This window comes from Cellulosimicrobium sp. SL-1, from assembly GCF_011033075.1.
Taxonomy (GTDB): domain Bacteria; phylum Actinomycetota; class Actinomycetes; order Actinomycetales; family Cellulomonadaceae; genus Cellulosimicrobium; species Cellulosimicrobium funkei.
The window spans coordinates 57,058-80,831 of the sequence record NZ_JAACJC010000011.1 but is presented as its reverse complement, the minus strand read 5'-3'; the positions used below and the strand labels follow the sequence as shown (position 1 = coordinate 80,831).

Here is a 23,774-nt window from a genome sequence, read left to right as displayed (position 1 = left end):
GTCAGCTCGCGAGCTCCCGCGCGGGCGTCCACGACCCGATCGTCGCGGTCCCGCCGCCGAGCAGGTCGAGGCCGTCCCCGACGCCGGGGATTCCCGCGAGCCCGACGACCGACTCGGGGTCTCCTGGGTGCGGGGCCACGAGCAGCGTCGTGACGAGCGGCGGGTCGTCCGCTGTCGACCCACCGCGCCACGAGAGCGCGGCCCAGGCGGTGGCGCCCGGCGCGAGCGTGATCGGGGCGAGACCGTCGTCGTCCGGCTCGAGGAGCACGTCCGTCTCCGAGCCGTCGTCGGCGACGAAGCGGACCGCGGGCGCGCCCGCGAGGACGCACTCCGCGCTGCCGTTGTTGCGGGCCGTGACGGTGAGGAACCGGCGCCCCGCCGCGGCGTCGAACCCGAGGGCCCCGAGCGTGAGGTCGCCGGGGGCGCACGCGCCCGCGGGGGGCGTCCCGGTCGTCGGTGCGGCGGCTCCCGCGACGAACCCGGAGCGCGTCGCGGACGCGCCGCCGTCGGTCGAGCCGTGGACCTGGTACGCGAGGGTCGGGCCGGCATAGGCGGCGCCGTCGAGGGTCCGCGCGACCACGGCGGCGTCGCCCGAGGTGATGACGGTGAGCAGGGGTCTCGGCGGGAACGTGTCCCGCGCGGTCTCGTGCACGACCTGCGTCACGCCAGGTTCCGCGGCGACCTCTCCGAGCAGGGTGAGCAGCGCGTCGTCGGGGACGGACTGCCCGCCGTCGTCGTAGGTGCCGACGGCGCCGCCGGCGACACCGAGGCTCGTCAGCCCCCGGCTCTCCGCACGGACGAGCGCGGCGGCCGCGACGAGGTCCCCGGCCGCGCGGACGTCGACCGACGCGGACCCCGGGGACAGGAACACGCGGCGCACGGGGTCGTGGGCGACGAGGCGCACGGCGTCGGCCACGGCGTCGGCCCCGAGGAGCTCGGGGCGGGGCTCCCCGGTGGCCGGGTCGATGCCGCGGTCGGTGTCCGCGCCCGGGCCGTGCGCGACGGCGAACGTCCCGCCGCCCGCGCCCGTGCCCTCGACGCGGAGCGACCAGGCACCACCGCCGGGCACGGCGGCGACGATCGCGCTCGCGTCGTCGGCGGTGCGCTGCGCCTCCTCGGGTGTCGGCAGCGGGCTGACCAGCGTGACGCGCGCGGACTCGCCCGCGGTCCCCAGCGCCTCGACGGCCGCGACGCCGGGCAGCGCCCGCAGCCGCGCCGCGACGGCCTCGTGGTCGCTCTCGGGGGAGGTCGGCGCGGGCGTCGCGCCGGGTGCGGGGGTCGTCGGGCCGACCGACGAGGTGGCCGGGGCGGGCTGCTCGGCCGCGGTGCGCAGCGCTGCCGGCCCGACGACGGCGGCGACCACCGCGAGAACACCGCCCACGCCCGCGGCGGCCACCGCGACGAGGGGGCCGCGCCGTCGGGCCCGTGGCGGGGCCGTCCCGGTGCCGGGGTCGGTGGCGGGCTCGGGGGAGGGTGTGCCGTCGTCGTCCACGGCCGTGACCGTACCGGTCACCGCGACCGTGCGGGGTGGCGCGCCGACGTCCTCCCCAGGGTCCGCCCGGCGTCTTCACCGTGCCAGGGCCTACCCGGGCCGCCGCGCGGGGGAACCGGTCTTTTCGGCGCATCGACGGACGAGCCGGGCGCGTACCGACCCCGCGCTTTTACCAGGACTCCTGCTGACGGGCAACATCTGGCATGATCCGGCCATGACAGTGCGGACGGCTGCGGAGCTCGCTGCGGTCGACGACCCGGCGTGGCCGACGCTCTCGCGCATGCTGGGTCGCGGCGGCGTCGAGGTCGTGCCCGCGCCCGCCTGGTCGCTCGAGGTCCTCTACCGGCTCCAGGTCACCGTCCGCTCGACCCTCGGCGCGCTCGCCCTGCACACCGGCGGGGTCCTCGTCGACGGCGGCTGGCTCCGGATCATCGGCGGGGGCGGGGCCGGGCTGCCGGACCTCGCGACCGTCAACGGCCTCGGCGAGCCGGGCGAGGACAGCGTTGCGCCGTCCGTCCTCGTCGTCGCGTACGACGTGCTCGGCGGCACGTTCGCGATCAACGGCGGCGGGCTCCCCGGCCCGCTCGGCAACGTCCACTACTTCGCGCCGGGCTCGCTCTCCTGGCTCGACCTCGGGTTCGGCCAGGCGGCGTTCCTCGAGTGGTCCGTGAGCGGGGGGACCGCCGAGTTCTACGCGCCCGTGCGCTGGCCCGGCTGGTACGACGAGATCGGCTCCGTGCGCCTCGACGAGGGCCTGAGCGTCTACCCGCCCCTGTGGTCGGAGGAGGGGCGCGACGTCGCCCGCTCGTCGCGCACCCCGGTGCCGCTCGGCGAGCTCGTGGACTGGCACTTCGAGATGGCCGAGCGCATGGCCCCGGTCGACGACTACGTGCGCGACGCCGACGAGCACCTCGACGGCTACGGCGCCTGGCCCACGGACGGCTACCGCCCCTGAGCCCCGGTCACGCCCTCGTCATGCCGGGTCCGCGTCGAGGAGGTCGGCGCGCACCGTCCCGAGCTTGTCGGGGTTGCGCACGACGTCGAGCGCCGCGACCCGCCCCCCGACGACCGTGAACGCGATCACCGTGAGCACCCCGGTCCCGTCGCGCAGGAGCAGCCCGGGCGCGCCGTTGACGTCGACCAGGCGCATCGCTTCGGGCGGCGTGCGCAGGTAGCTGAGCAGCACGGGACCTGCCGTCCCCGCCCCGCGCACGGTGTGCCGCAGCGCGCGGACCTTGCCGCCGCCGTCGCCCCGCAGCACGACGTCGGGGTCGAGCACCGCGAGCAGGGCCGGCAGGTCGGCGTCCGAGCAGGCCGCGACGAACGCCTCGACGGCGCGCGCCTGCTCGGCGCGCGTCGCGGTCCCGCGCGGCCGCCCCGCCTCCACGTCCTTGCGGGCGCGCGCCGCGAGCTGGCGGACGGCGGCGGGCGAGCGCCCGACGACGTCGCCCACCTCGTCGAACGGCAGCCCGAACACGTCGTGGAGCACGAACGCGACGCGCTGCGCGGGGGAGAGGCGCTCGAGCACGACGAGGAGGGCCATGCTCACCTCCTCGTCGAGCGTCACACGGTCGGCGGGGTCCGCCGCGTCGACGGCGCCCGCGGCGACCGGCGAGGCGGCGCCCGGGGTCGTCACGACCGGCTCCGGCAGCCACGTCCCCACGTAGCGCTCGCGGCGCGCCCGCGCGCTCCCGAGCACGTCGAGCGCGAGCCGCCCGACCGTCGTCGTCAGCCAGGCCGCGAGGTTGCGGATCGAGCCCGCGTCCTGGGTGCGCAGCCGCAGCCACGCGTCCTGGACGCAGTCCTCGGCGTCGGACCAGGAGCCGGTCGTCGTGTACGCGAGCCGCAGGAGGCGCGGGCGCTCGGCCTCGAACGCGCGCGCGAGGTCGTCCGCGGCCGGGCCGGTCACCGGGCCCCCGCCCGCTCGGCGTGCTGCGCGGCGAGCCAGTCGCGGAACGTCGTGGTGCCGCGCACGTCGGGGTGCGGGTCGGTGAGGCCGCCGGCGCGCAGCGCGCGGCCGAGCGCGCCGGGGAGCGGCACCCGGACGGGGACGGCGCGCGAGCCGGTGACGTCGCGCCAGGCGCGCGCCAGGTCGCGCAGGTCGACCGCCTCGGGACCCGCGACGGTCGTGGTGCCACCGAGCGGGCCGCGCACGGCCGCGTCCGCGACCGCGGCGCCGACCTCGGCGGCCGCGACCGGCTGGACCGGAGCGCGCAGCAGCGGCACGACGCCCCGGCGGGCAGCGGCCCCGAGCGTCGCGGCGACGAGCTCGTGGAACTGGGTCGCGGCGACGACCGTCCACGGCACGCCCCCGTCCGCGACCTCGCGCTCCTGCGCGACCTTGGCGGCGTAGTAGGCCATCGGCACATCGTGGCACCCGACCACCGACACGAGCACGTGGTGCCGCACCCCGGCGTCGCGCTCGGCGGCGAGCAGGCGCCGCGTGCCGTCGACGACGGCCGCGCGCACGTGCCGCAACGACGTCGCGGTGTTGCTCGCGTCGACCACGACGTCGACGCCGTCGAGCGCCGCCGCGAGACCTGCGCCCGTCGTGAGGTCGACGGGGTGCTCCCGCGCGTGCCTGCTCAGCGCCCGCACCTCGTGGACGCGCGCGGCCAGGCCCGCCACGACGTGCCGACCGACGGTCCCCGTCCCACCCACCACAGCGATCCTCATACCCGGACGACGACGCGGCGCCATCCGATGTGACATCTCCAGCCTCCTCCAGAGTTGTATACAAGTGCGCAGGACGTGTGGCACGATGGCCGGGTGACGACGACGCCCGAGCTGCGCACCGCCGTCGGGCCGTCCGCGGCGCCTGGCGACGCGGGCCTCGCGCGCCGCCAGTCCGGGGCCCGCGCGGTCTACGACCTGCTGCGCGGCCGCATCATCGACGGCTCCCTCGCGCCCGACGCGCGGCTCACCGAGCCCGTGCTCTCCGCCGAGCTCGGCGTCTCGCGGACCCCGGTGCGCGAGGCGCTGCGGCTGCTCCAGGCCGAGGCGCTCGTCGTCGAGCTGCCCACCGGGGGAGTGCGCGTCGCGCCGCTCGACCTCGCCGACGCGCGGCGCGTCTACGACGTGCGCGCCCGCCTCGAAGGCCTCCTCGCCCGGGACGCGTGCGAGCGCGCCACGCCCGACGACGTCGCGCGGCTCGCGCGCCTCGTGACGCTCATGGACGCGGTCCGCGACCACGAGGACGAGGTGCTGCGCATCGGCGCCCAGTTCCACGGCGAGATCGAGGCGCTCGCCGACAACCGCTGGGGCTCGGCGCTCCTGCGCCAGATCCGCAGCCACGTCGACCGGTACCGCGCGCTCGCGGCTCGCCGCCGCGTGGGCACCACCGACCACGTCGACGAGCACCGCGCCGTCGCCGACGCCATCGCGAGCCGCGACGCCGCCGCCGCCGAGGCGGCGATGCGCGCCCACATCGAGCGCAGCGCCGCCCTCGCCGAGCAGTCGCTGCGCGGCGCGGGGTCGGCGACCGACGACCTCCCCTGACCACCGCCCACCGCACGACGGAGACACCGATGCCGTACACCCACCACCTGCGCGTCTACCCCAGCGCGGAGCCGCTCGACCGCACCGACCAGCTCGCGTGGAAGCTCGCCGAGCTCGCGACCGACCCCGTCGAGGTCACGCCCGAGGTCGTCGACATGGTCGTCAACCGGGTCATCGACAACGCCGCGGTCGCCGCGGCCAGCCTGACGCGCGGCCCCGCGGTCGCGGCGCGAGGCCAGGCGCTCGCGCACCCCTACACCCCGGGGTCGACGGTGTTCGGCTGCGACCTCGAGACCCGCACGAGCCCCGAGTGGGCGGCCTGGGCGAACGGCGTCGCGGTGCGCGAGCTCGACTTCCACGACACGTTCCTCGCCGCCGAGTACTCCCACCCGGGCGACAACATCCCGCCGATCCTCGCCGTCGCGCAGCACGCCGGGTCCGACGGCGCCGCCGTCGTCCGGGCGATCGCGACCGGCTACGAGATCCAGGTCGACCTCGTGCGCGCGATCAGCCTGCACCGGCACAAGATCGACCACGTCGCGCACCTCGGGCCGTCGGCCGCCGCGGGCATCGGGACGCTGCTCGGCCTCGACACCGAGACGGTGTTCCAGGCGATCGGCCAGGCCCTGCACACGACGACGGCCACCCGCCAGTCGCGCAAGGGCCAGATCTCCACGTGGAAGGCGCACGCCCCGGCGTTCGCGGGCAAGGTCGCGGTCGAGGCGGTCGACCGCGCGATGCGTGGCCAGACGTCGCCCGAGCCGATCTACGAGGGCGAGGACGGCGTCGTCGCGTGGCTGCTCGACGGCCCGGACGCGGCGTACGACGTCGTGCTCCCGGCCCCCGGCGAGCCGAAGACGGCGATCCTCGACACGTACACCAAGGAGCACTCCGCGGAGTACCAGTCGCAGGCGCTCATCGACCTCGCGCGGGCACTGCACGACGAGCACCCGTGGCTCGCCGACCCCGAGAACGTCACGTCGATCGTCATCCACACGAGCCACCACACCCACTACGTCATCGGCTCCGGCGCGAACGACCCGCAGAAGTACGACCCGACGGCGTCGCGCGAGACGCTCGACCACTCGATCCCCTACATCTTCGCGGTCGCGCTGCAGGACGGCGGCTGGCACCACGTCGACTCGTACGCCCCCGAGCGCGCGGGCCGCCCCGACACCGTCGCGCTGTGGGCCAAGGTCACGACGGCCGAGGACCCCGAGTGGACGCGCCGCTACCACTCGACCGACCCGGCGGAGAAGGCGTTCGGCGGGCGCGTCGAGATCGAGCTGGCCGACGGCGGCCGCCTCGTCCGCGAGATCGCCGTCGCCGACGCGCACCCGCTCGGCGCGCGGCCGTTCGGGCGCGAGCAGTACGTGCACAAGTTCCGCACGCTCGCCGCGGGCGTCCTCGAGGACGCCGAGATCGAGCGCTTCCTCGACCTCGCGCAGCGGCTCCCGGAGCTCACGCCCGCGGAGGTGCGCGAGCTGACGATCGTCGGGCGGCCCGGTCTGCTCGACTCCGTCCCCACCCCGACCGGCCTGTTCGAGCTCGGTCGCGACGACGCCCCCGCGCACCCCGAGGTCGAGGGCGACGGGTTCACCATGCACGAGGCCGACGCGACCACCGAGGGAGAGGCGCGCTGATGCTGTACAGCCAGGTGACGCCGTCGGACAAGCGGCGCGCGTTCCGCGCGGCGCTCGACGCCGCGGCGACCACGGGGGAGCCGCTGCGGCTCCCGGGCGCGTTCAACCCGCTGTCCGCGCGCCTGATCCAGGACAAGGGCTTCGAGGGCGCGTACGTGTCGGGGGCCGTGCTGTCGGCCGACCTCGGTCTGCCCGACATCGGCCTCACGACCCTCACCGAGGTCGCGGGGCGATCGCAGCAGATCGCGCGCGTCACGGACCTGCCCGCGCTCGTCGACGCCGACACCGGCTTCGGCGAGCCGATGAACGTCGCGCGCACCGTCCAGGCGCTCGAGGACGCAGGCGTGGCGGGCGCGCACGTCGAGGACCAGGTCAACCCCAAGCGGTGCGGCCACCTCGACGGCAAGGAGGTCGTCGGGCTCGACGAGGCGGCGAAGCGCGTGCGGGCGGCCGCCGACGCGCGCCGCGACCCCGGCTTCCTGATCATGGCGCGCACCGACGTCCGCGGCACGATCCCCGGCGACGCCGGGCTGCGCGCCGCGATCGACCGCGCGAAGGCGCTCGTCGACGCGGGGGCCGACGCGATCTTCCCCGAGGCGATGAAGGACCTGTCGGAGTTCGAGGCCGTGGCGTCGGCCGTGGACGTGCCCGTGCTCGCCAACATGACCGAGTTCGGCAAGTCCGAGCTCTTCACGCGCCGTCAGCTCGGCGACGCCGGCGTGCGGCTGATCATCTACCCCGTCACGCTCCTGCGAGTCGCGATGGGCGCCGCCGAGCGCGCGCTCGACGAGATCTCCGCGACCGGCACCCAGGCAGGCCAGGTCGAGGGCATGCAGACGCGCGCACGCCTCTACGAGCTGCTCGACTACGCCGCCTACAACACCTTCGACGAGGGCATCTTCACCTACCGGCCCTGACGACCGGCCGGTGCCGCGCGCCCGTCGGCCGCGGCACCGGCATCTCCCCGCGACCCGTGCTGCACGAAGGAGTGACCGCATGACCACCACCGCACCGACCACCGACGCGCCCGAGATCCGCAAGGGCCTCGCGGGCGTCGTCGTCGACGTCACCGCGATCTCGAAGGTCAACCCCGAGACGAACTCGCTCCTGTACCGCGGCTACCCGGTGCAGGACCTCGCCGCCCGCCGCGGCTTCGAGGAGGTCGCATACCTCCTGTGGCACGGCGAGCTGCCCACGCCGGAGCAGCTCGCCGAGCAGACCGCCGTCGAGCGGGCGCACCGCGCGCTGCCCGGCCACGTGCGCAACGCGATCCTCGAGCTCCCGACGACGTGCCACCCCATGGACGTCGTCCGCACCGCGATCTCCCAGCTCGGCGCGCACGACCCCGACGCCGAGGACTCCTCGCCCGAGGCCGAGCAGGCCAAGGCGGTCCGCCTGTGGGCCGTGCTGCCCGCCGCCGTCGCGCTCGACCAGCGTCGCCGTCGCGGCCTCCAGCTCGTCGAGCCGCGCGACGACCTCTCCTACGCCGAGAACTTCCTGTGGATGACGTTCGGCGAGGAGCCCGAGCCCGCCGTCGTGCGCGCGTTCGAGGTGTCGATGGTGCTGTACGCCGAGCACTCGTTCAACGCGTCCACGTTCACGGCGCGCGTCATCACGTCCACGCTGTCCGACCTGCACTCCGCCGTGACGGGCGCCGTCGGCGCGCTCAAGGGCCCGCTGCACGGCGGCGCGAACGAGGCCGTCATGGCGACGTTCGCCGAGATCGGCACCGCCGACCGCGCCGCCGCGTGGCTCGACGACGCGCTCGCCCACAAGCGCAAGATCATGGGCTTCGGGCACCGCGTCTACAAGCACGGCGACTCGCGCGTCCCCACCATGCGCGCGACGCTCGACGACCTCGTCGAGCACTACGGCCGCCCGGACCTCCTCGAGCTCTACACCGCGCTCGAGACCGCGATGACCGAGCGCAAGAACATCCTGCCGAACCTCGACTACCCGGCCGGCCCGGCGTACCACCTCATGGGCTTCGACACCCCGATGTTCACGCCGCTGTTCGTCGCGTCGCGCGTGGTGGGCTGGACCGCGCACGTCATGGAGCAGCGCGCCGCCAACGCCCTCATCCGCCCGCTCAGCCAGTACGTCGGCCCGGAGCAGCGCGACCTCCCCTGACCCTGACCCTGACCCCCGCCCTGCGCCGAACAGGTGGTCTTGGCGCGTCCCGCCGGTCGGACGAGCCGAGACCACCTGCTCGAACCGCCGGGATCGCCTGGTCGGCCGACGGAGGGCGTCAGGCGACGAAGGACTCCAGCTCGGCGCGGTCGGGCGGGCCGTCGCGGTGGATGAGGGCCTTGACGTCCTCCATGCGGTCCCAGACGTTGACGGCCATGCCGGCCTCGACGCGGCCGTCCTTGAGCCAGAACGCGACGAGCTCGCGGTCCGGGACGGAGCCGGAGACCACGACCTCGTCGTAGGCGTCCGGGCCGGCGACGAAGCCGAGGTACTCCATGCCGACGTCGTACTGGTCGGAGAAGAAGTAGGGCAGCTCGGGGTAGGGGTCGGTCGCGCCGAGCATCGCGCGCGCGGCGTGCGGGCCCTGGTGGAGGGCGGTCGCCCAGTGCTCGACGCGCAGCGACCGCCCGTAGCGTGCCGACGGCACGCTGGCGATGTCACCCGCGACGAAGACGTCGGGGTCGGTGGTCTGGAGCGTCGCCGACGCGACGACGCCGCCCGTCGCCGAGTCGAGGGCGAGCCCGGCGTCCCGCGCGAGCCCGACGTTCGGGACCGCGCCCACGGCGACGAGCACGAGGTCCGCGTCGACATGGGTGCCGTCGGCGAGGTCCACCCCCGTGGCCCGACGACCGTCGCCGGAGATGCCGGTGACCTGGGCGCGGCGGTGGAGGTGCACCCCGTGGTCGGCGTGGACCTGCCCGTACAGCTCGCCCATCTCGGGCCCCAGCACGCGCTCGAGCGGGTGGGTCCCGAGCCCGATCACGGTGACGTCGAGGCCGAGCGTGCGGGCGGACGCCGCGACCTCCAGGCCGATCCAGCCGTCGCCGGCGACCGCCAGCCGCCCGACGCCGTCGTCCCGGGCCGCGCGCACCGCCGCGCCCAGGGCGTCGCTGTCGTCGAGCGTCCGCAGCTCGTGCACCCCGGCCAGGTCGCCGCCGGGCAGGGGGATCCGGCGCGGGTCCGAGCCGGTCGCGAGCAGCAGCTTCTCGTACGACAGCGCGCGGCCGTCGTCGAGCGTCACGCTCCGCCCGGCGAGGTCGAGCGCGGTTGCCGCCGTCCCGGTGAGCAGCTCGACGTCGTGCGCGGCGTACCAGTCCGCCGGGAGCGGGAACACCGCGTCGCGCTCGGCCTCGCCGCGCAGGTAGTCCTTGGACAGCGGCGGCCGCTCGTACGGGCGGTGCGGCTCGCGCGCGACGACGGTGATCCCGCCGTCGTAGCCCTCCGCGCGCAGCGTCTCGACCGCCTTCGCCGCGGCGAGCCCTCCTCCGACGACGACGTGACGTCCAGCGCTCATGGCGACCTCCGCGGTGGTTCGGGACAGCGGACGGCCTCAGTCTCGCGCGAACCGGGGCGCACCGCCGGGGGAGCGGCGGGCGGGAGAACGACGAGAGGCCCGGGATCCTCGCGGATCCCGGGCCTCTCGGCTGGTCGGGGTGACAGGATTTGAACCTGCGACCTCTTCGTCCCGAACGAAGCGCGCTACCAAGCTGCGCCACACCCCGGTTGCTGACCCACGTGACGGTCCGACGGGAAGCTCCCCGTCTTCCCCGCGGGAAGCCTGCCCAGAATAGCCGACGAAGTGCCGTGCCACGAAACCCGATCCCCGTGACCCCGACGACACCCGCCAGCAACCGCCCCCAACCACCCGCCGAGCACGGGGTCGGCGACCGAGAACCCGGGATCGCGGTCGCTGACCCCGTGCTCGGTGGAGCGGTGGGGAAGGGGGCGTCAGCGCGACGTCAGGGTGAGCAGCGTGGCCTCCGGGCGGCACGCGAACCGGACCGGCGCGTAGGGCGACGTGCCCGCGCCGGCGGAGACGTGCAGCCACGTCGAGTCCTCGCCGCCCGCGGCGTCGGGGCGAGGGCCCGGCCAGCCGTGCAGGCCCTTGGCCCGCTTGCGGTCGATGTCGCAGTTCGTCACGAGCGCGCCGAACCCGGGCACGCAGAGCTGCCCGCCGTGGGTGTGGCCCGCGAGGACGAGCTCCGCGCCGTCGTCGTGCATCTGGTCCAGGACCCGCAGGTAGGGCGCGTGCGTGACCCCGAGCCGGAGCACGCCGCCCTCCGGCGGGGTGGCGGGAGCCTGCGACGCGGGCGCGGGGAAGACGTCGCGGTCGAGGTGCGGGTCGTCGACGCCCACGAGGTCGAGGCGGACGCCGCCGACGTCGAGGACGTCACGACGGTTCGTGAGGTCGACCCACCCGGCGTCGCGCATCGCGCCGGCCATCTCGGCCGCGGGCAGGAGGCGGGCCTGCGACGCGAACGGCAGCCGGGCGTCGGGCAGGAGGTAGCGCGCGGGGTTCTTCGGGACCGGCGCGAAGTAGTCGTTCGAGCCCAGGACGAACACGCCCGGCCGCGCGAGGAGCGGGGCGAGCGCGTCGAGCAGGGGCCCGAGCGCGTCGACGTGCGCGAGGTTGTCCCCGGTGTCGACGACGAGGTCGGGCTCGAGCTCGGCGAGCGAGCGCACCCACTCGATCTTGCGCCGCTGGGTCGGCACGAGGTGCAGGTCGGAGACGTGCAGCACCCGGAGGTCGCGCGACCCGGGCGGCAGCACGGGGACGGTCGCCTCACGGAGCGTGAAGAGCTTCGTCTCCACGTGCGCGTACGCGACACCCGCCACGCCCACGGCGGCCAGCGCCCCGAGCCCTCGCAGGGCCCGACGCGCCCCGTCGGCGCTCAGCCGTTCCTCCCGCCGAGGCCCTCCAGCCAGGCACCGAGGTCGCTCTCGCGGCCCGCGCCGTTGCCGCGGTCGCCGCGGTCGCCGCGGTCGCCGCCGTCCGCCTCGCTGTCCGGCTGGTCGGCGCCGGAGTCGTCACCACCGGGCTGCTCGGCCCCCGGGTCGCCTCCACCCTGGTCGCCCCCCTGGCCGCCCTCGGGCGTCGAGGGGGTGCTGGGCGGGGGCGTCGGGGCGTTCACGCGGCCCCAGTCCGGGTCGGCGAACCCGGGAGCGGGCTGTCCGGCGAGGATCTGGTTCATGTAGTCGCGCCACGTCGGGGCGGCGAGGCTCGAGCCGTACCAGTACGGACGCGTCTTGCCGTTGATGGTGAAGCGCCCGTTCATCGGGACGTCGCTCTCGGCGTTGCCGATCCACACGGCCGTGACGACCTGCGGGGTGTACCCGATGAACCACGTGTGCGTGTTGTTGTTCGCCGTCCCGGTCTTGCCGGCTGCGGGGCGCCCGTCCGCGAGGGCGTTGCCGCGCCCCGAGCCCTGCGTGAGGACCTGCTGCAGCGCGTAGGTGACGGTGTTGGCGATGTTCGGGTCGATCGCTCCGGGCTGGCAGCCCGCGGAGGGCACGGGGAGCTCCGTGCCGTCGCCCGCGACGACCCTGGTGATCGCGATCGGGGAGCAGTAGGTGCCGCCGCTCGCGAAGGTCGCGTACGCGGCCGCCATGTGCAGCGGCGAGGAGTTCTGCGTGCCGAGGATCATGGACGGGCGCACCTTGACCTCGCCCGCGTCCGCGAGCATCGACGGCTGGAACCCGGCGGCCTTGGCCGTGTTCGCCACGCCGCACAGGTCGAGCTGGCTCGCCATCGTCGTGTACGCGGTGTTCACCGAGTTGAACGTCGCCTGCAGGACGGACATCGAGCCGCTCCCGGGACCGTCCGAGTTGGCCGGCGTCCACTGCTCGTTGCCGAAGCGCGCGCAGCTCGCGCGGAAGTCGCGACCCAGCGTCCACGTGCGCTTGTTGGCGCTCACCGTGTCGTAGAGCGAGTGGCCCTCCTTGAGCCACTCCGCGAGCACGAACGGCTTCCACGTCGAGCCGGGGGAAAAGCCGTTCGACGACCCGTGGGCCTGGTCGACGCTGTAGTTGACCGCGGTCGTGTTCGGCGCCGGGTCCTGCGTGTTGTCGAACGCGCGGTTCTGCGCCATCGCGAGGATCTTGCCGGTGCCGGGCTCGATGGTGACGATCGAGTCCTCGATCTGGCTCGGGTCGTCCGCCGGGACGGCGGCTGCCGCGTGCTGCTCAGCGGCCGCCTGCATGGTCGGGTCGAGCGTCGTGTAGATGTCCAGCCCGCCGCGGTACAGCAGGGCCTCGCGGTCGGCCTTCGTCTCGCCGAACACCGGGTCGGACATGATGATCTTCGTGACGTAGTCGCAGAAGAACGCGGAGCCGCCGGACGCCTGGCAGCCCGCCTCGAGCGGCTGGATGGCGAGCGTGTCCGCGATGGGGGTGGCCAGCCCGGCGTCGTACTCCTCCTTGGTGATGTACCCCTGCTGGTACATCGTGTTGAGGACGACGTTGCGGCGGTTCTGGGCCTTCTCCGGGTCGGCCGTCGGGTCGTACGTGGACGGCGCCTTGGTGATCCCGGCGATCGTGGCCGCCTGGAGGTAGTTCAGGTCCTTCGCCGAGACGCCGAAGTAGTGCCGCGCCGCCGTCTCGACCCCGTAGACGGAGCGCCCGAACTGCGCGATGTTGAGGTAGCCCTGGAGGATCTCCTCCTTGCTCATCTTCTTCTCGAGCGAGATGGCGAGCTTCGCCTCGCGCGCCTTGCGCCCGAGCGTGTCGGCCTTGGCCTCGTGCTGGGCCATGACGTCGCCGTCACGCACGGCCTGCTCGATGAGGACGTTCTTCACGTACTGCTGCGTCAGGGTCGAGGCGCCCTGCGTCGAGCCGCCCGTCAGGTTGTTGACGAACGCGCGCGGGATGCCCTCGACGTCGACCCCGCCGTGCTCCCAGAAGCGCTTGTCCTCGATCGCGATGACCGCGTTCTTCATGGGCTCGGAGACCTGGTCCAGAGGGACGACGATGCGGTTCTCCGTGTAGAACGTCGCGAGCCGCGTCGTGCCGTCGTTCGCGTAGATGCGCGACTGCTCGGACAGCGGGCCAGGCTCGAGGTCGGCCGGCAGCTCGTCGAACACCTCGACGGCGGTGTCGGTCGCCGTGTTCGCCCCGGCGGCCAGCGGCACGAGGAGTCCGGCCGCGAGCACGCCGCCGACGCCGGAGACCAGCACGAACGCCAGGAAGAGGGCGACGAGCTGGTACGCGTTGATCTGCCGGCCGCGAGGACGCACAGGGGAAGCCATGGTGCCAACCCTACGGGAGCAACCCCGGGAGAGGCCCGGAAAGCCGCCTCTCCCGGGTGTGCGGGTTGTGTAAGCATCCCGGGACGGCGCGCCCGTCCGGCCGCGCCGCGGCCCGCGCCGTCCGACTACGCTCGCCCCATGGCAACCACGTGGGAGTACGCGACCATCCCCCTCATCATCCACAACACGAAGGCCGTCCTCGACCAGTGGGGCTCCGACGGCTGGGAGCTCGTCCAGGTCGTGACCGGCCCGGACGGCAACGGCCTCGTCGCCTATCTCAAGCGCCCCACCGGGGAGAAGTAGTGACGGGCGTCCCCGCCGGGACGGTCGCCGCGCGCCTCGCGGAGCTCGGGATCACCCTCCCGCGGGTGGCGGCGCCGGTCGCCGCCTACGTCCCCGCGGTGCGCTCGGGCCGGTACGTCCACACCTCGGGCCAGCTCCCGTTCGTCGACGGCGCGCTGCTCGCGACCGGCAAGGTGGGCGACGGCGAGGGCCTCGTCGCGCCCGCCGATGCCGCGGGCCTCGCGCGCGTGTGCGCGCTCAACGCGCTCGCGGCCGTGCACGACGTCGTCGGCAACCTCGACGACGTCGTGCGGGTCGTCAAGGTGGTCGGGTTCGTGGCGAGCGACCCGTCGTTCACGGGCCAGCCCGGGGTCGTGAACGGTGCGAGCACCGTCCTCGGCGAGATCTTCGGCGAGGCGGGGGTGCACGCGCGCAGCGCCGTCGGCGTCGCGGTCCTGCCGCTCGACGCACCGGTCGAGGTCGAGCTCGTCGTCGAGCTGGCGGACTAGCCCGCACGCCCGCACGAGAACGGGGTCGGCGACCGGGTCCGTGAGGATCCGGTCGCCGACCCCGTTCTCGTCGGCATCTCGTCGGTCAGCGTGCGCGGCGCTCCAGGCGGTCCATGTCGAGCAGGACGACGGCCCGGCCCTCGCGGCGGACCCAGCCGCGCGTCGCGAAGTCGGCGAGCGCCTTGTTCACGGTCTCGCGCGACGCGCCGACGAGCTGCGCGAGCTCCTCCTGCGTGAGGTCGTGCGCGACGCGGACGCCCTCGTCCGTCTCCTCGCCGAAGCGGGTCGACAGGTCGAGGAGCGCCTTGGCGACACGGCCCGGCACGTCGGAGAACACGAGGTCGGCCAGCGTCTCGTTCGTACGACGCAGGCGGCGCGCGAGGGCGTTGAGCAGGTGCTTGGCGACGCTCGGGTGCTTCTCGATCCACTCGACGAGCTGGTCGTGTCCGAGCTCGTAGATCACGGAGTCGGCGACGGAGCTCGCGGTGGCGGTGCGGGGGCCCGGGTCGAAGAGCGAGAGCTCGCCGAACATCTCGCCGGGGCCGAGGATCGACAGGAGGTTCTCGCGGCCGTCGTTGGAGCGGCGCCCCAGCTTGATCTTGCCGCTCGCGATCACGTAGAGGCGGTCGCCCGGCTCGCCCTCGCGGAACAGCACGTCTCCGCGCGAGAGCTCGATCTGCTGCATCGACTCGAAGAGGGTGCGCGTCTCGTCCGCGTCCATCGTCGCGAACAGGGGGGCGGAGAGCACAACGTCGTCGTCCACGCGGGGTGTCCTATCGTCTCGTCCTCGGAAATGTTCCAGGACAAGTCTGCCCTACCGCTGCAACTCGGGTGTCAGGGGCGGCGGCTACGGTGGGTTTCGTGACCACCACCGAGCAGGCCCGCGCGCGGGCCCCGAAGCCCGAGTCGCACCTCGCGCTCGTGCGGCGCGCGCGCCGCACCAACCGTGAGCTCGCGGTCACCTACCCGGACGCGCACTGCGAGCTCGACTTCACCACGCCGCTCGAGCTGCTCGTCGCGACGGTCCTCTCGGCGCAGACGACGGACAAGCGCGTGAACCTCACGACGCCCGCGCTCTTCGCGCGCTACCCGGACGCCGCGGCGTACGCGGCGGCGGACCGCGCCGAGGTCGAGGAGATCCTGCGGCCCACGGGCTTCTTCCGGGCCAAGGCCCAGTCGGTCATCGGGATCGGCCAGGCGCTCGTCGAGCGGTTCGACGGCGAGGTGCCCGCCCGACTGGAGGACCTCGTCACCCTGCCTGGCGTGGGGCGCAAGACGGCGAACGTCGTGCTCGGGAACGCGTTCGGCGTGCCGGGGCTCACCGTGGACACGCACTTCGGCCGCCTCGTGCGTCGCCTGGGGTGGACCACGGAGGAGGACCCGGTCAAGGTCGAGCAGGTCGTCGGCGGGCTCATCGAGAAGTCGGAGTGGACGATGCTCTCCCACCGGCTGATCTTCCACGGCCGGCGGGTGTGCTTCGCGCGCAAGCCGGCGTGCGGTGCGTGCACGATCGCGCGGTGGTGCCCGTCGTTCGGCGTCGGCGAGGTCGACCCGGTCAAGGCGGCCGCGCTCGTCAAGACGAGCTGAGCGCCTCGCGCGGACGGCCGCAGGGCGCGGTCAGCCCGCGGGCCGCTGCGTCGTGGGGAGCCAGTCCAGGAGCAGGTCCGTCACGGTGCCCGGGGCCTCCTCGGGGAGGAAGTGCCCGGCGTCGTCCACGACCTCGAAGCGGAAGTCCCGGGCGAGCGCGGCGCCGTCGGCGTCCGCGAGGTCGCGCCGCAGCAACCCGTCGCGCGCCGCGTGCACCTGGAGGGCGGGGACCTCGACGGGGCGGCGGAGCGCGGCGAGGAAGCGGCGCCCGTCGGGACGTGGGGTGGAGCGCACGGCCCAGCGCAGCGACTCCATCGCGGTGTGCGCCGCGAACGGGATGCGCATGACGGTGCGGTACGTGTCGACGACGTCGGGCGCGAAGGGCTGCGCGGCGCCCGTCGCGAGCACGTCGGCCACGAGGTCGCCGCGGACGAGCGCGCGCTCGGGCAGCGTCGGCACCTGGTAGAACGCGAGCTGGCGCTGCGCGGCGGGCGTGAGGAGCCGCCGGGCCGACGTGTGCAGGCGTGCGGGGTGCGGCGCGGAGAACGCGGCGACCCCGGCCGTCACGGCGGGCTGGAGCGCCGCCATCGCCCAGGCGAGGCTGCCGCCGGTGCCGTGGCCCACGACGACCGCGCGCCCCGACCCGAGCGAGCGGATCACGCCGGCGATGTCACGCGTGCGCGTCGGGGCGTCGTAGCCGATCGGCGGCTTGTCGGACGCCCCGACGCCCCGCACGTCCATCGCGGCGACGCGGTAGCCCGCGGCGGCCAGCGGCTCGAGCTGGTGCCGCCACGCCCACCAGAACTGGGGGAACGAGTGGAGCAGCACGACGAGCGGCGGGCCGGGGTCCCGCACGCCGCGGTCCTCGGGACCGGCGAGCGCCACGTGGAAGCGGGCCCCGTTGGCCGGCACGAACTCGTGTCGCCAGGGGCCGTCGAGGAGGGCGGACGTGAAGTCGGAGGGGTCGGGCGTCACCCGGACGAACCTACCGGCGTCCCGGACCCGCTGTCGGCCGACGACCCGGAGCCGGCGCCGGCGGCGTCCGCTCCGGACGTCTCCGCGGCCGCCGCGGGCCGGCGGTCCTTCGGCGGGTCGAACCGGTAGCCGACGTTGCGCACCGTGCCGATGAGTTGCTCGTGCTCCGGCCCGAGCTTGGCGCGCAGACGGCGCACGTGGACGTCGACGGTGCGCGTGCCCCCGTAGTAGTCGTAGCCCCAGACCTCCTGGAGGAGCTGCGCGCGCGTGAACACGCGGCCCGGGTGCTGGACGAGGTACTTGAGGAGCTCGAACTCCTTGTACGTGAGGTCGATCGGGCGGCCGCGCAGCCGGGCGGTGTAGCCGCTCGCGTCGATCGCGAGCTCGCCCGCCGCGATCTCCTGCGGGCCGTCCTCGGCCGGACCCCGCGCGGAGCGCTCGATGACGAGGCGGAGGCGAGCCTCGACCTCGGCCGGTCCGGCACCCTCCAGCAGGAGGTCGTCGGCACCCCACTCGGCGGTCACCACGGTGAGCCCGCCCTCGGTGAGCACGAGCACGAGCGGGACCGTCAGGCCCGTGGCGTGCAGGAGCCGGCACGTGGTGCGGGCCGCGACGAGGTCGCGGCGCGCGTCCAGCAGCACGACGTCGGAGTCCGGTGCGTCGACGAGCGCCGACGGCTCCATGGGCAGGACCCGGATACGGTGCGAGAGCAGGCCGAGCGCGGGCAGCACCTCGACGGAACCGCCAGTGGCGGGGGTGAGGATGAGCAGGTCGGCCATCCGGCACCTCCTTCCGGGTCGCGGGGCGCGGGCGGCGCCCCCGGGCGTCGACGCGTGGCGACCGGGCGGGACGGACCTCTACGGGGCACGCCACGTCGTCGGCCACGTCCGCGGTCCGTGGACGGTTACCGTATCGCGTGCCGGCCGCGCGCACGGTGCGTGTCTCACATCGCGCGCGTCCGCACTCCCCGGCCGGTGACAGCGCTGCCCGGCAGCGACGCCGCGGCTCGCTCGCGAGACCGCCGCCCGGCCGCCGACGGGCAGCCGGTGAGCGGCCCGCGGCGAGTCTCTGCGACACTCTGAGGCGTGCTGCACGACCCGACGCCCTCCCGCGACCCCCGAACGGGGCGCTGACCGCGTGGACCTCTCGACCCGTGCCGTCGTGACGGCATGCCTGGCGGCGGTCGTGGCCGTCGCCGCGTTCTTCGGCCCGCTGCCGCTCACGATCGCGTCGGGCGCGCTGGCGCTGAGCGTCGCGATCGGCTGGCCGCGGCTGCTCGACATCCCCGTCCACGGCGGGACCCGGGTCGTCATCGCGATCGCCGGGCTCGGCGCCGTGGCCGCGACCGCCGCGACGCGCGGGGAGCCCGCGCTGCGCCACCTGCCCGTCGTGCTCGCGCTCTCCGTCGTCCTCGCGTTCGTCGCCGAGCTCCTGCGGCGCGACGGCCGCCCGCGTCTCGTCGAGTCGCTCATCGGCACGGTGAGCGGGATCGTCGTGGCGACGTCGAGCGCGGGCTGGATCGCCGCGGGCCGCACCGACGCGGGCGAGTCCCTCGTCGTCACGACGGCGGTCGCGCTCGCCGTGGCGTCCGCGGTGTCCGCGCTGCCGCTCGGCGGCTGGCTCAACGCCGCGCTGACGCTCGGCCTCGCGGTGCTCGCGGGCGGCGCCGTCGGCTACGTCATGCCCGACCTCGAGCTGCTGGGCGGCGTCTGGGCGGGGGGCGTCGCGGGCCTGCTCGTCGCGTCCCTGCACGCGCTCTTCGACCAGCTCCCCGAGCTGCGCGGCCGGCTGGGCGCGTTCTCCGCGACGGCGCTGCCCGTCGCCGTCGGCGGGACCCTGATCTTCGTCGTCGGCCGGGTGATCGTCGGGTGACCCCCTCGCCGCTCGCCGTCGTGCTGCTCGTCGTGACCCTCGTCGCGACGGCCGCGCTCGGCGTGTGGTGGCAGCACCGCCAGGGCGTCGTGCGGGCCGCGCGGGAGCGAGGGCCCGCGTCGCCCGCGGCCGCCGTCGCCGGGCCCGCGCCCGTGGACTGGGCGGCGCACGGCGTCGCGCTCGCGGAGCGCCGCACGTTCGTCCAGTTCTCCGCCGAGCTCTGCGCGCCGTGCCGCGCCACCGCCCGGGTCCTGCGCGACGTGAGCGCCGCGCACCCGGACGTGACGCATCGTGAGATGGACGTCGACGACCACCTCGACCTGGTGCGAGCATTCGGCATACTGCGCACGCCGACCGTCCTCGTGCTCGACGCGGAGGGCCGCGAGGTCGCCCGCGCGAGCGGGGGCATGAACCGCGCCCAGGCGCTCGCGGCGCTCGCCGTCGCGGACCCGGGCGCGCGGCCCGCGAGCGTGCCAGGCAGCTGACCGCCGTCTCCGACGGCCCGACCGGAGGAGACCCGAGTGAGCGACCAGGCAGGCCCGGAGGCCACCGTCACCGAGCCGGGCGGCGCGCCCGCCGGCATCGACCCGCGCGGGCCGCGCGCGGGGGCGGGCATGACGGCCGTCCTGCTCGCCGTGGTGATCCTGCTCTGGACGTCGCCCGCGGCGCTCGTGCTGCTCGCCGTCGTCGCGGCGGGCTTCCTGCTCGGCACCGTCCGCGGCGCGCAGGGCACGTGGCAGGCGGCCGTCTACCGGCTGGTCCTGCTCCCGCGCATCGGCCCGACGACGGAGCGCGAGGACCCGAGGCCGCCGCGGTTCGCGCAGGCGGTGGGCCTGGTGATCACCGGCGCCGGGGTCGTGCTCGGGCTGCTCGGCGTCGCGGGCGCCGTGCCGGCCGCGGCGGCGCTCGCGCTCGTGGCCGCCGTCCTCAACGCCGCGTTCGGCCTGTGCCTCGGGTGCGAGCTGTACCTGCTGCTGCGCCGGGTCGCGCCGGCCCGCTGACGGCCCGGCGCGCGGCCGCCCCGCAGGCGAGCGCCCGCGGGCGCGGCTCGCTCAGTAGACGAGCGCCTGGGCGCCCTCGCGCAGCGCCTCCTCGACGAACACCGCCGCGCCCGCGATGCGGACGCCGGGCAGGACGTCGTCGGCCGTGATCCCGCGGCGCGCCGCGCACTGCGTGCAGACGGTCAGCGTGCCCGCGGCGAGGACCGCGTCGAGCAGGTCGGGCAGCGGCGCCGCGTGCTCGAGCTCGAGCTCCGCCGCGCGGCCCGGCACACCGAACCACGCCGCCTCGCCCGTGAGCCACACGCTCACCTCGACGCCCGCCGCGACCGCGGCGGCGGCGACGGTGAAGGCCTGGTTCGCGGCCTCGGGCCGGTCGAGCCCGGAGGTCGTCTTGACGACGAGCGAGCGGGAGCGGGGGGCGGCGGCGGGGAACGTGGAGTCGGTCACGCGGCCGAGCGTAGCCCCGCGGGTGACCACGGCCACGGCGTGCGGGCGCCGTCCGGCCGGTAGGATCGCCCGCATGAGCCCGCACACTCTCGAGCTGATCTTCCTCGGCCTGCTCCTCGCGGCGACGGTGACCATCACGTGGTTCGCCGGGTACGTCGTCTACAAGCTCTTCAAGGGCCAGCGCTGACGTCGCCGCGCGGGGCCCGTCCCCGCGCGGGCGCCGCGCGCCGCCCGACTCCGAGAGGTGGTCGCTGATGCCGTTCGAGTTCCCCGAAGGCCTCGCTCCCGAGGTGTACCCGCTCGCCTGGCTCGTCGGGAGCTGGCGCGGCGAGGGCGTCGTCAAGTACCCGGGCATCGAGGAGACGCCGTTCGTCCACGACGTCGTGTTCGACCACGACGGCGGCCCCTACCTGCGCTACGAGTCGACGCTGCGCGTCCTCGACGCCGCGGTCCCCGAGACGGTGCCCGCGGAGGGCGAGTGGCCGGAGCGTGACGAGGCCACCCTCGACGCCGCGGCCGCCGCGTCGCCCGTCTGGTCCACGGAGACCGGCTACTGGCGCGTGTCGACCGACCGGCCCGAGGGCCTGGAGGACGACCGCCACCCCCTCGAGGTCCTCGTCGCCGACCCGGCGGGTCGCGTGTCGGTGTACCTCGGCGCCGTCGGCAACGGCCGCGTGGACCTGGCGAGCGACCTCATCGCGCGCACGTCCACGGCGTCCGAGGTCACGGCCTCGAAGCGGCTCTACGGGTTCGTCGAGGGCCAGCTCCTGTGGGTGTGGGAACTGGCGGCCTTCGGTCAGCCGTTGCAGTCGTACGCGTCCGCGAAGCTGACCCGGCGCCCGTCGGCCTGACGCAGGCCACCGGGCGGCCCGAGGGCCCGCCCGGTCCGGACGCGTCGACGAAGGAGGACCACCCGTGACCACCGGTTACACCAGCCCGCTCCTGTCCCGCCACGGCGCCGTGCCCGCGACGGGCCCCGACGAGGGCGTCGCCTGGCACTACGGCGACCCGACCGGGGAGCAGCGCGCGCTGCGCACGGGCGGCGCCGTCGTCGACCAGTCGCACCTGGGCGTCGTCACGGTCACGGGCCCGGACCGGCTGAGCTGGCTGCACTCCATCACGTCCCAGGACCTCACGGACCTCGCGCCGCGCACCTCGACGGAGCTGCTCGTGCTCTCGCCGCAGGGCCACGTCGAGCACGCCGCGTCGGTCGTCGACGACGGCACCACGACCTGGCTCGTCACCGAGCGCTCGCACGCGGCCGACCTCGCCGCGTGGCTGGACCGCATGAAGTTCATGCTCCGCGTCGAGATCGCCGACGCCACGGACGAGTGGGCCGCGCTCGGCGAGCCGGTCGACGCCGAGGGCGCCGAGGACGAGCCCGTGACGTGGCGCGACCCGTGGCCGCGCGTCCTCGCGGGTGGCACGCGGTACGGCCCGCCCGAGGACGAGCACCCGGGACGCGAGCGCCCGTGGCGGCTCGTGCTCGTCCCGCGCGCGGAGCTGGCCGACGCCGTCGCGGCGCGCGAGGCCGCCGGGTGGCGCCTCGTGGGCACGTGGGCGAGCGAGGCCGCTCGCGTCGAGGCCTGGCGCCCGCGCCTCGCGACGGAGGTCGACCACCGGTCGATCCCGCACGAGACCGACTGGCTGCGCACCGCCGTCCACCTGCACAAGGGCTGCTACCGGGGGCAGGAGACCATCGCGCGCGTGCACAACCTCGGGCGTCCGCCGCGGCGCGTGGTCATGCTGCACCTCGACGGGTCGGGCCATCTGCTGCCCGCGCCGGGGGCCGAGGTCACGCTCGACGGTCGCGCCGTCGGGGCGGTCACGTCGGTCGCGCGCCACCACGAGCTCGGGCCGATCGCGCTCGCGGTCCTCAAGCGGAGCGCGCCGGTCGACGCCGAGCTCCTCGTCGACTGCGACGGGGGCGCGATCGCCGCGGCGCAGGAGGTCGTGGTGCCCGGCGAGGGCGTCTCCGTCGACCGTCCGGCCGCGCGCGGCCCGGTCGGGCGCGGCGTCACGCCGCGCGGCGAGGGCGCACCCACGAGCATGCTGTGACGTCGGGGCCGGCGCGCGGGCAGTCCCCGGGGGCGGTCCACGTCGCCCGGACGGCGTGGCGCCGGCTCCTCCTGCGGGCCCGGGTCCGGCAGGGCGCGTCCCGCGTGCGCGTGGCGCTGTGGCCCATCCTCCAGGCGTCGGCGGCTGCCGGCCTCGCGTTCGGCATCGCCCGGTACGGGCTCGGGCACACAGCCCCCTTCTTCGCGCCGGTCTCCGCGTGGATCTGCCTCGGCTTCAGCCAGGACCGTCAGCTCCGCCGCGTGCTCGAGCTCGCGGTGGGCGTCGCGATCGGCGTCGGCCTGGGGGACCTCGTGGTCCACGCGATCGGGTCGGGCTGGTGGCAGGTCGCCGTCGTCCTCGCGGTCTCGGCCCTCGCCGCACGCTTCATCGACCGGGGCGCGATGCTCACGACGCAGGCGGGCGTGCAGGCCATCGTCATCGTCGGGCTGCCGGCCGCGCAGGCGGGCGGCCCGCTCGGGCGGTGGACGGACGCGCTCGTGGGCGGCGCCGTCGCGCTCGCCGTCGCGGCCCTCACGCCGGGCGACCCCCGACGACGACCCCGCCTGCTCGGGTCCGAGGCGACGTCGGAGCTCGCGGGCGTGCTCGACGTGCTCGCGCGCGGTCTGCGAGCGCGCGACCCCGCGGACCTCGACGCGGCGCTGGTCAAGGGCCGGGCGTCCGAGGGCGCGCTCGAGGAGTGGCAGTCGTCCGCGACCTCCGCGCGCGAGCTCGCGCGCGTGAGCGCCGCCGGGCTGCGGCACCGGGACGAGCTGGGCGGGCTCGAGCGGCAGGCGGTGCTCGTCGACCGCGCGATGCGCAGCGTGCGCGTCCTGGCGCGGCGTGCGCGGCCGGTCGCGAGCGGCCCGGACCACCACGAGCTCGACGCCGTGGCGGACCTCGTCGCCCGGTTCGGCGCCGGGGTGCACGTGCTCGCCGAGGCCGTCGGCGCGGGGCGCGACCCGGCGGTCGCGCGCGAGGTCCTCCTCGAGGTGGCCCGCAGCGCCGACCCCCACGCGCTCGGCGACGGCGACTGGCAGGTGCAGTCGCTCGTGATGCTCGTGCGGTCACCGATCGTCGACGCCCTGGAGGCGGCGGGCGCGACGCCCGAGCAGGCGCGCGACGCGCTCCCCGAGCTCTGAGAGCGTTCGCACCCGGGACGACCGACCCCTGCACAGCGGTACCGCGGGCCGGTACGG

23 protein-coding genes, 1 tRNA gene and 1 pseudogene are annotated in these 23,774 nt (G+C 75.5%); 14 read left to right on the top strand and 11 right to left on the bottom strand.

Features of this window, described 5'->3' with window-relative positions; translation table 11 throughout:
* Window position 1: 1 nt before the first annotated feature.
* Window positions 2-1,492 carry a DUF4232 domain-containing protein gene (locus GWJ10_RS16875; protein ID WP_163188651.1) on the bottom strand — a complete coding sequence of 497 codons (1,491 nt, stop codon included), beginning with the start codon at window positions 1,490-1,492 and terminating at the stop codon, window positions 2-4.
* 214 nt (window positions 1,493-1,706) lie between these two features.
* On the opposite strand from GWJ10_RS16875, the gene GWJ10_RS16870 reads away from it, so the two are divergent.
* Window positions 1,707-2,447 carry a DUF2625 family protein gene (locus tag GWJ10_RS16870; protein ID WP_082774512.1) on the top strand — a complete coding sequence of 247 codons (741 nt, stop codon included), beginning with the start codon at window positions 1,707-1,709 and terminating at the stop codon, window positions 2,445-2,447.
* A gap of 18 nt (window positions 2,448-2,465) precedes the next feature.
* On the opposite strand, the gene sigJ is transcribed toward GWJ10_RS16870, so the two are convergent.
* Together sigJ and GWJ10_RS16860 are read right to left on the bottom strand one after the other, a co-directional pair.
* Entirely contained in the window at window positions 2,466-3,401 is a 936-nt protein-coding gene (sigJ, locus tag GWJ10_RS16865; protein WP_128957735.1) for an RNA polymerase sigma factor SigJ, read from the bottom strand.
* On the bottom strand, window positions 3,398-4,153 hold the full coding sequence (locus GWJ10_RS16860) for an NAD(P)H-binding protein (protein ID WP_205688974.1): 756 nt from the start codon (window positions 4,151-4,153) through the stop codon (window positions 3,398-3,400). Before GWJ10_RS16860 ends, sigJ begins: the two co-directional genes overlap by 4 nt.
* Before the next feature lie 108 nt (window positions 4,154-4,261).
* Between GWJ10_RS16860 and GWJ10_RS16855 the strand changes: the two genes are divergently transcribed.
* From GWJ10_RS16855 to GWJ10_RS16840, 4 genes and pseudogenes are all read left to right on the top strand, one after another.
* The gene (locus GWJ10_RS16855; protein ID WP_163188650.1) at window positions 4,262-4,990 is read left to right on the top strand and encodes a GntR family transcriptional regulator; all 729 of its coding nucleotides are present in this window, start codon (window positions 4,262-4,264) and stop codon (window positions 4,988-4,990) included.
* A gap of 29 nt (window positions 4,991-5,019) precedes the next feature.
* Window positions 5,020-6,534: pseudogene (locus GWJ10_RS16850) on the top strand (MmgE/PrpD family protein); the annotation flags it as partial.
* Between the two features lie 98 nt (window positions 6,535-6,632).
* On the top strand, window positions 6,633-7,550 hold the full coding sequence (gene prpB, locus GWJ10_RS16845) for a methylisocitrate lyase (protein ID WP_163188649.1): 918 nt from the start codon (window positions 6,633-6,635) through the stop codon (window positions 7,548-7,550).
* Window positions 7,551-7,629: 79 nt separating this feature from the next.
* Window positions 7,630-8,763, top strand: coding sequence for a bifunctional 2-methylcitrate synthase/citrate synthase (locus tag GWJ10_RS16840; RefSeq protein ID WP_163188648.1), 1,134 nt, complete (start codon window positions 7,630-7,632; stop codon window positions 8,761-8,763).
* A gap of 118 nt (window positions 8,764-8,881) precedes the next feature.
* Here GWJ10_RS16840 and GWJ10_RS16835 read toward each other — a convergent pair whose 3' ends face one another.
* The 4 genes from GWJ10_RS16835 to GWJ10_RS16820 all read right to left on the bottom strand — a co-directional run bounded on the left by GWJ10_RS16835 (window position 8,882) and on the right by GWJ10_RS16820 (window position 13,847).
* The gene (locus GWJ10_RS16835) at window positions 8,882-10,117 is read right to left on the bottom strand and encodes an FAD-dependent oxidoreductase (protein WP_163188647.1); all 1,236 of its coding nucleotides are present in this window, start codon (window positions 10,115-10,117) and stop codon (window positions 8,882-8,884) included.
* 131 nt (window positions 10,118-10,248) lie between these two features.
* Window positions 10,249-10,325: transfer RNA gene (locus GWJ10_RS16830), tRNA-Pro, on the bottom strand.
* A gap of 226 nt (window positions 10,326-10,551) precedes the next feature.
* Entirely contained in the window at window positions 10,552-11,415 is an 864-nt protein-coding gene (locus GWJ10_RS16825; protein WP_241005874.1) for a metallophosphoesterase, read from the bottom strand.
* A gap of 80 nt (window positions 11,416-11,495) precedes the next feature.
* Entirely contained in the window at window positions 11,496-13,847 is a 2,352-nt protein-coding gene (locus tag GWJ10_RS16820; protein ID WP_163188645.1) for a transglycosylase domain-containing protein, read from the bottom strand.
* A gap of 138 nt (window positions 13,848-13,985) precedes the next feature.
* Here GWJ10_RS16820 and GWJ10_RS16815 point away from each other — a divergent pair, with 138 nt between their 5' ends.
* Together GWJ10_RS16815 and GWJ10_RS16810 are read left to right on the top strand one after the other, a co-directional pair.
* Window positions 13,986-14,150, top strand: a complete 165-nt coding sequence (locus GWJ10_RS16815; RefSeq protein ID WP_021481786.1) for a hypothetical protein — start codon at window positions 13,986-13,988, stop codon at window positions 14,148-14,150.
* Complete coding sequence (locus GWJ10_RS16810) at window positions 14,150-14,638, top strand: RidA family protein (RefSeq protein ID WP_061267989.1); 489 nt, start codon at window positions 14,150-14,152, stop codon at window positions 14,636-14,638. The genes GWJ10_RS16815 and GWJ10_RS16810 overlap by 1 nt, the downstream gene beginning before the upstream one ends.
* A gap of 85 nt (window positions 14,639-14,723) precedes the next feature.
* On the opposite strand, the gene GWJ10_RS16805 is transcribed toward GWJ10_RS16810, so the two are convergent.
* A complete protein-coding gene (locus tag GWJ10_RS16805) occupies window positions 14,724-15,401 on the bottom strand; it encodes a Crp/Fnr family transcriptional regulator (RefSeq protein ID WP_047232250.1) in 678 nt (225 codons plus the stop codon).
* 98 nt (window positions 15,402-15,499) lie between these two features.
* Between GWJ10_RS16805 and nth the strand changes: the two genes are divergently transcribed.
* Window positions 15,500-16,225 (top strand): endonuclease III, encoded by a 726-nt coding sequence (gene nth, locus GWJ10_RS16800; protein ID WP_163188644.1) that lies wholly within the window; start codon window positions 15,500-15,502, stop codon window positions 16,223-16,225.
* A gap of 30 nt (window positions 16,226-16,255) precedes the next feature.
* Here nth and GWJ10_RS16795 read toward each other — a convergent pair whose 3' ends face one another.
* Complete coding sequence (locus tag GWJ10_RS16795) at window positions 16,256-17,200, bottom strand: alpha/beta hydrolase (protein ID WP_076404528.1); 945 nt, start codon at window positions 17,198-17,200, stop codon at window positions 16,256-16,258.
* A complete protein-coding gene (locus tag GWJ10_RS16790; RefSeq protein ID WP_061267987.1) occupies window positions 17,197-17,979 on the bottom strand; it encodes a response regulator transcription factor in 783 nt (260 codons plus the stop codon). Before GWJ10_RS16790 ends, GWJ10_RS16795 begins: the two co-directional genes overlap by 4 nt.
* A 358-nt stretch (window positions 17,980-18,337) precedes the next feature.
* Here GWJ10_RS16790 and GWJ10_RS16785 point away from each other — a divergent pair, with 358 nt between their 5' ends.
* From GWJ10_RS16785 to GWJ10_RS16775, 3 genes are read left to right on the top strand one after another with little or no spacing between them, the layout of a single operon-like run.
* The gene (locus GWJ10_RS16785; protein ID WP_163188643.1) at window positions 18,338-19,072 is read left to right on the top strand and encodes a hypothetical protein; all 735 of its coding nucleotides are present in this window, start codon (window positions 18,338-18,340) and stop codon (window positions 19,070-19,072) included.
* Window positions 19,069-19,557: a thioredoxin family protein gene (locus GWJ10_RS16780; RefSeq protein WP_163188642.1), complete on the top strand. Its 489-nt coding sequence runs from the start codon at window positions 19,069-19,071 to the stop codon at window positions 19,555-19,557. Before GWJ10_RS16785 ends, GWJ10_RS16780 begins: the two co-directional genes overlap by 4 nt.
* A 36-nt stretch (window positions 19,558-19,593) precedes the next feature.
* The gene (locus GWJ10_RS16775; RefSeq protein WP_061267985.1) at window positions 19,594-20,073 is read left to right on the top strand and encodes a DUF4395 domain-containing protein; all 480 of its coding nucleotides are present in this window, start codon (window positions 19,594-19,596) and stop codon (window positions 20,071-20,073) included.
* Window positions 20,074-20,124: 51 nt separating this feature from the next.
* Here GWJ10_RS16775 and GWJ10_RS16770 read toward each other — a convergent pair whose 3' ends face one another.
* Window positions 20,125-20,520, bottom strand: coding sequence for a DsrE family protein (locus GWJ10_RS16770; protein WP_061267998.1), 396 nt, complete (start codon window positions 20,518-20,520; stop codon window positions 20,125-20,127).
* A gap of 254 nt (window positions 20,521-20,774) precedes the next feature.
* Here GWJ10_RS16770 and GWJ10_RS16765 point away from each other — a divergent pair, with 254 nt between their 5' ends.
* The 3 genes from GWJ10_RS16765 (at window position 20,775) to GWJ10_RS16755 (ending at window position 23,717) form a co-directional block, all read left to right on the top strand.
* Entirely contained in the window at window positions 20,775-21,371 is a 597-nt protein-coding gene (locus tag GWJ10_RS16765) for an FABP family protein (protein WP_043654723.1), read from the top strand.
* 64 nt (window positions 21,372-21,435) lie between these two features.
* Window positions 21,436-22,578 carry a glycine cleavage T C-terminal barrel domain-containing protein gene (locus GWJ10_RS16760; RefSeq protein ID WP_061267984.1) on the top strand — a complete coding sequence of 381 codons (1,143 nt, stop codon included), beginning with the start codon at window positions 21,436-21,438 and terminating at the stop codon, window positions 22,576-22,578.
* Window positions 22,575-23,717: an FUSC family protein gene (locus GWJ10_RS16755; RefSeq protein WP_076404533.1), complete on the top strand. Its 1,143-nt coding sequence runs from the start codon at window positions 22,575-22,577 to the stop codon at window positions 23,715-23,717. The genes GWJ10_RS16760 and GWJ10_RS16755 overlap by 4 nt, the downstream gene beginning before the upstream one ends.
* Window positions 23,718-23,774 lie beyond the last annotated feature (57 nt).